At 51.2% G+C, this 5685-nt stretch carries 3 protein-coding genes; 1 reads left to right on the top strand and 2 read right to left on the bottom strand.

Annotated elements, in window-relative coordinates; genetic code table 11:
- Together ACK5NH_RS08425 and ACK5NH_RS08420 are read right to left on the bottom strand one after the other, a co-directional pair.
- The coding region (locus ACK5NH_RS08425; RefSeq protein ID WP_416919168.1) for a beta-ketoacyl synthase N-terminal-like domain-containing protein at nt 1-3643 on the bottom strand (3643 nt) is incomplete at its 3' end.
- Nucleotides 3640-4509 (bottom strand): transcriptional regulator, encoded by an 870-nt coding sequence (locus ACK5NH_RS08420; protein WP_416919166.1) that lies wholly within the window; start codon nt 4507-4509, stop codon nt 3640-3642. The genes ACK5NH_RS08420 and ACK5NH_RS08425, both read right to left, overlap by 4 nt.
- 380 nt (nt 4510-4889) lie before the next feature.
- Here ACK5NH_RS08420 and ACK5NH_RS08415 point away from each other — a divergent pair.
- A partial coding sequence (locus ACK5NH_RS08415; RefSeq protein ID WP_416919164.1) for a 4'-phosphopantetheinyl transferase family protein occupies nt 4890-5685 on the top strand: 796 nt, incomplete at its 3' end.

Raw genomic sequence — 5685 nt, 5'->3', positions numbered from 1 at the left:
CGGAAAGCGCGCGAGTTGCTGTCGCCACAGTTTGCACTTGTGGTTGCTGAACTTGGGGCTCACTCACAGGCGCAACAGTCGCTTTTGGCTCTGCGGCTAACGCTTGAACCACGGGGGCCTGTGCTGGAACGACAGGCGTTGCCGCTGTAACTGCCACTGGTGCAACCGCCACTGGTGCTGCTTGAATGGGGGCTTGAACCTGAGGCGCTGGCATTTGGCCGAGTAGGGCTAATGCCGCTTGGCTGCTGCTGGTCTGCAATTGCATAAATTCAGCATGGCTCTTTAGGGTTTGTGCCTGATGCTGGTGGAACAGCTCCATCGAGCGTTGCAGGCTCTCTGGAATGGCGATGCCAAGGCTTGCCATTTTGGCTTGCTCTGCCATCAGTGCACTGACGGTATCGCCATATTGTTGCGGGATCGCTAAAAATTGTTGATGTAATTGCGCTGCCTGAGTTTGGGCGGCAAAAAAGGCGCTCAGGACATCTTGATTCGCCTGTCCAGCGGTAAAGCTGGCTGGTTGTGAAGGCGTTTGCTGTTGAATATTATTGCTAATTTGTGCCACTGGCTTTTCCACTTCGACAACCTTTTCTAGAATTTTTTCGACAATCACGGGTTTCTCAACGACTTTTTCAACCACTTTCTCAACTAGGCGATCCACATATTGCACTTGGCTGGTAATTTTGCCCGATTGCAGCGAATCGACCATTTTGTGGCGGGTCGCAGGGCTGATGTAGTTAGTCGCATTGAGCTTAATATTCATGGCTGAAGGCGTCGCAGGGGGACTCAGTTCGGCTTGATAAGGGTCGATTTCACCCAGTTTCACCCCCGCAACCGCCAGTTGCACCGCAGCGCTGCGCAGTTGGCTGTCGGAGTCTGCTTTAGGATTCGGGTTAATGCTGATAAGGCAAAGCTCGTTTAACTGCTCGGCGAGGGTATTTTCTGTCAACTTTTGCAGAATGTTTTTCGGGCCGAACTCGACAAACACCCGTGCGCCAGCGGCATACATGGCCTCTAGCTGCTCGCTAAAGTGCACCGATTGCAACATATGATCTTTAAAGGCGTTTTTGATGGCGTTGGCATCGGTGGGATGTAGCTTGCCTGTGCCATTGGCATACAGGGCAATCTTTGGCGTGTTGAACTGAGCTTTATCAATGGCTTCGCTAAAGGGCTTTTGCGCATGGGCAACCAATGGCGTGTGGAAGGCGCCAGAAACGGGCAGGGCAATTGCCTTAAAGCCTAACTCACCAATGGCCTTAGCGGCCTGCTCTGTGGCGGTGGTAGCGCCTGCAATCACCATTTGAGTCGGGGAGTTGTAGTTGGCAATCTTGACGTCTTCATATTGCGCTAGGCAATCGTTGAGAACCTCAACATCCTGTTTTTGCTTAAGAATAACGGCATACATGACGCCTGCATCGCGACTTGAGTCGGCATCCAGCAGTGACTGCGCCATTGCCTGTCCACGTTCAAAGGCAAGCTTGATGTAGTCGTCTACTGAAATTACGCCAGCGGCGCACAGGGCCGAGAGTTCACCAAAGCTATGACCTGCGAGCATATCCGGGGCGAAACCCGCCTGAGTAAACAGGGCGTACTGCGCAATAGAGAGCGCGCCGATGGCGCTTTGGGCATAGAGGGTATTGGTTAATGCACTTTCCTGCGCTTTTCTCGATTCGTCATCGAAAGCCGGGATCGGGTACAGCACGCTTGAAAGCGAAACCTCTCCACGGTCGTTAAACACTTTATCGCTGGCGTGGATATGGCGGCGAAGCTCGGGGAAGTTGTTGGCAATTTCCAGTCCCATATTCAGGTATTGCGAGCCTTGGCCGGCAAATAACGCCGCGACCTTGTTGTTATCCTTGACCAGTGCTTGGGCGCGGAAACTTATCCCTGAGGGTAACTGCCAGCTTTCGGCGCTATTGGATTCTAGCTGCGCTATCGCTTGGGTTAACAGAGTCTGTAACTGGGCATAGTCCTTGGCGATAAAGCCAAGACGGGCCGATTGCGGCGCCAGTTCACGCAGGGCGTAGGATTTTGCAAGGGCAACAAAATGCGCCTGAGAAAGCTCTGCCTTAGTCGCAGTTGCTTGCCGCAGCGCGGTTTTTAACTCGCCCAGCAGCGCGGTTTTGTCGGCGGCGGCAAACAGCCAGCTTTGTGCCACGCTGCGTTGGCGATAGGCGTCATCGCGCGCGTGCTCGGGGTGATATTCTTCGAGCACTAAATGGAAGTTAGTGCCCCCAAAACCGAAGGAGCTGATCCCTGCGCGGCGCGGCGTATCGTCACTGCGTTGGATCCAAGGGCGCGCCTCGGTATTGAGATAAAAGGGCGAGCGGGCAATGTTTAATTTAGGGTTAGGTTGACTCACGTTGATAGTAGGCGGTAAGACTTTATGGTGCAGTGCCAATGCTGCCTTAATCACGCCCGCCGTGCCCGCAGTGGACTTAGTATGACCCACCTGAGATTTGACTGAGCCTAAGGCGATATGCTGTAACTGCTCATTATCCCTAGAGAACACTGAGGTTAAGCCATTGAATTCGGCCACATCTCCAGCGGCCGTGCCTGTGCCGTGGGCTTCAATCAAGCCAACGGTGTGCGGCGCAAAGCCTGCGTCATCATAGGCGCGCTCTAATGCTTTGGCTTGGCCTTCGGGACGCGGCGCATAAATGCTCTTAAATTTACCGTCCGATGATGCGCCAACGCCTTTGATTACCGCATAGATACGGTCGCCATCGCGCTCGGCATCGTCGAGGCGTTTTAAGGCGACCATGCCAATCCCTTCGCCAATCATCATGCCCTTAGAGTCGATATCGAAGGGTTGAATCTGTTCGTTGGTGGTAAAGGCTGGCGTCTTTGAGAAACTCATATACATGTAGGGCGAGTTGTCGGTACAGACACCGCCGGTGATCATCATGTCGCTGCGACCTTCGGTCAGTTCGGTCAGCGCCATACGCATGGCGGCAAGCGAACCGGCACAGGCGGCATCGACGACGCAGTTCATTCCACCTAAATCGAAACGGTTGGCGATGCGTCCGGCAATCACGTTACCGAGGGAGCCGGGGAAAGAGTTTTCTTCCCAGTGGACATATTGATCTTGGAATTTTTTGATCAGCAGTTCGCTATCTTCATCGCTCAGGCCACTGCTTTTAAATACTTTTTTAAGCACCGGATATTGCAGGCGCGCATTGAGGCTATGGCTTAACTTTTGGCCACCGCCAATCCCTAGGGTGATGCCGATGCGGTCACGGTCGTAGTTGTCTGGCAGATTGGCATCCTGTAAGACTTCCTTGGCGACCACCAGTGAGAGTAACTGCGAACTGTCGGTGAGTTCTAAAATATTGGGCGGCAGACCAAACTCCATCGGATTGAAGTCAACCTCAGGTATAAAACCACCGCGCTTGCAGTAGCTTTTATCGGCCTTGGACTTATCCGCGTCGTAGTAATCATCAATTGCCCAGTGGGATTCGGGTACGTCGGTAATGGCATCAATTTTGTCGCAAATTAAATCCCAAAACTTATTTAAATATCGGGAGTTAGCAAAGATACTCGCCATGCCAACGATGGCTATCGGCATATCTTTTAAGCGTTTATTCAGTCTCTTATCGGCATTTTCATCGGTTGATAATTGAGGCTGTGATGGGGTATGGCTCATAACGAGTCTCCACTGGCAAGGCGTTTGGCCGTTGCCTTATTAAGGGATTTAGCGATGGCTTTTGGGGTTTGAACGCCTGGAAAGCGGGCTAAAAAAGTGTGGTAGTTGCGTACCAGCAATTTACGCAGATGAAACGGCCCATCCTTCAGCACATAGGCGATGTAACGATTGGCCGCTTGGGTGTTACTGTCTTGATAAATATCGATATAAATCCAATCCGCCTTGCTATCTATGCCAAGGAGTACCGATTTAGGCTCGGCCTCAGTCAATTGCGGCGGCAGAGTGAGGGACACCACTTGCACTACGGTATCGCCATCGGTGCTTGGCAGGGCAAGCGCCTTGGCCAAGGTTTCGGAGTTGACCGTGTAGGTTTGAACATCGCTGCCTTGGCTGATAGGTAATTGATTAAAATACTGTTTAGGCACTAGCTCTTGGTCAAACTCATCGAGGCGCGAAACCCCATAACGCTTAAGGCAGCGGGCCAACCCCGAGCGGGACACATTGGGGTTGATAAAGGTTTGCGTTGCTTTAAGTAGTCTATCGAGTGGCAGTTTGAGCTGATATCTCAGTCCCACCACGACGTATTCCTCCATCGGAGTGAGGGTGGTATTGAGGTGATGCGGGGTATTCGGGCTGTCGTTCACTGACTCGCGCTTGCGCCATTTACGGACTGTCGCTTCGGTAATATTTAAAATTTTGGCAAGCTGACTCACACTCAATTCAGATTGCTGAATAAAGTGTCGCATCTCCGGCGTGGTCGTGGCATTGCGGTGCCTAGCCATTTTGGGCGTGGACTTGTGCTCCGAGTTTGGCTTATCAGCCTGAGCATTATCCGCGACTTGAGCGCCCACTTTTCGAGAACTCATGTTGTTAGTGCTGTCCCATCTTTATTATTTTCATCCAACATAATCTATCGGGACTGCTTGAACTTTCCTGCAAAAGCCGAGAGTGGACTCATGCTTAATCTAGGATTAAAACCCGTGAGCTATGTGTTTTGTTACGCACAATGGTGATGCAGATTACCTGAGGTTTCGGCTCGATACAATCATATGGGACTTGAAATGATTTTTTAATGTTCAAATGACTCTGCTCAAAGGAGCCAAACTCCTGTTTAGCACAGGGTCTATGTTAAAATAATCATTTAAATTCATAAAATTAGAAACAAAATTGAGATACTGCTCGTCAGGCGAGTAGAACTGAGTAGAATAGTGCAGCGGTTAAACTCAAGGGTTGTTGGGATAAATTAATGAATATTGAGCTTTTTTTTATACCATTAACCGAAATGGATACGGCCAGCACGAATGCGTGTATGGCGCTTTTGAGTGAGAACGAGCGCGCTAAAGTGGCGCGTTACCGGGCGCCCAAGGCGCAAATGAACGGATTATTGGTGCGAGCGGCGCTGCGCTGCGTCTTATCTCGAGGATTGTCATCTCGCGGTGGAACCTCACCTTGCTCCTCTCAACGACAGATTGCCCCCCAAGATTGGTGTTTTGAGTATGGGGCAAAGGGCAAACCCAGTCTTAACCATGAGCAGTTTCTGAGTACTGGCATTGAGTTTAATTTGAGCCACAGTGGCCACTGGTTATTGATTGCTTTAGCGCAAGACGATGACAAGGGAGAAACTGCTAACACAGCGCAGCCCCGTTTAGGTTTGGGTGTGGATATCGAGCGCTCCCGCGCCAGTACTAATATTTACCCGATCCTTAATCATTATTTCTCCCCGATTGAAGCCGAAGGCTTATTAGCCCTTGAGGGCGAGGATGCGCAGCGGCAGCGCTTTTTTGATCTTTGGGCACTCAAGGAATCCTACATCAAGGCAACGGGTTTGGGCCTAGCGCAGTCGCTGAAATCCTTTGCCTTTGACTTAGCACCAAACAGTTTGCTGGCGGTTGATGGTGGCGCGCTGCAAACTGTCGACTCCCCGAACTGGGTTGAACTCAAGCGACAAGAGAACTTTGCTTTACCGAGCCAAGCTATGCCCTGTTCTTATCTTCAACTCCCATCGCGTATTCCACTTTATTCCATTATTAAGCTGCTGATTG

The organism is Shewanella sp., from assembly GCF_047975355.1.
Lineage (GTDB): Bacteria > Pseudomonadota > Gammaproteobacteria > Enterobacterales > Shewanellaceae > Shewanella.
Note: the sequence above shows the minus strand (reverse complement) of the source record. Positions and strands in the feature narration are given on the sequence as shown.

Excerpts from the sequence above, each read along its gene's own strand:
- ACK5NH_RS08420 (WP_416919166.1), bottom strand. The coding sequence starts at position 4,509 with ATGAGTTCTCGAAAAGTGGGCGCTCAAGTCGCGGATAATGCTCAGGCT.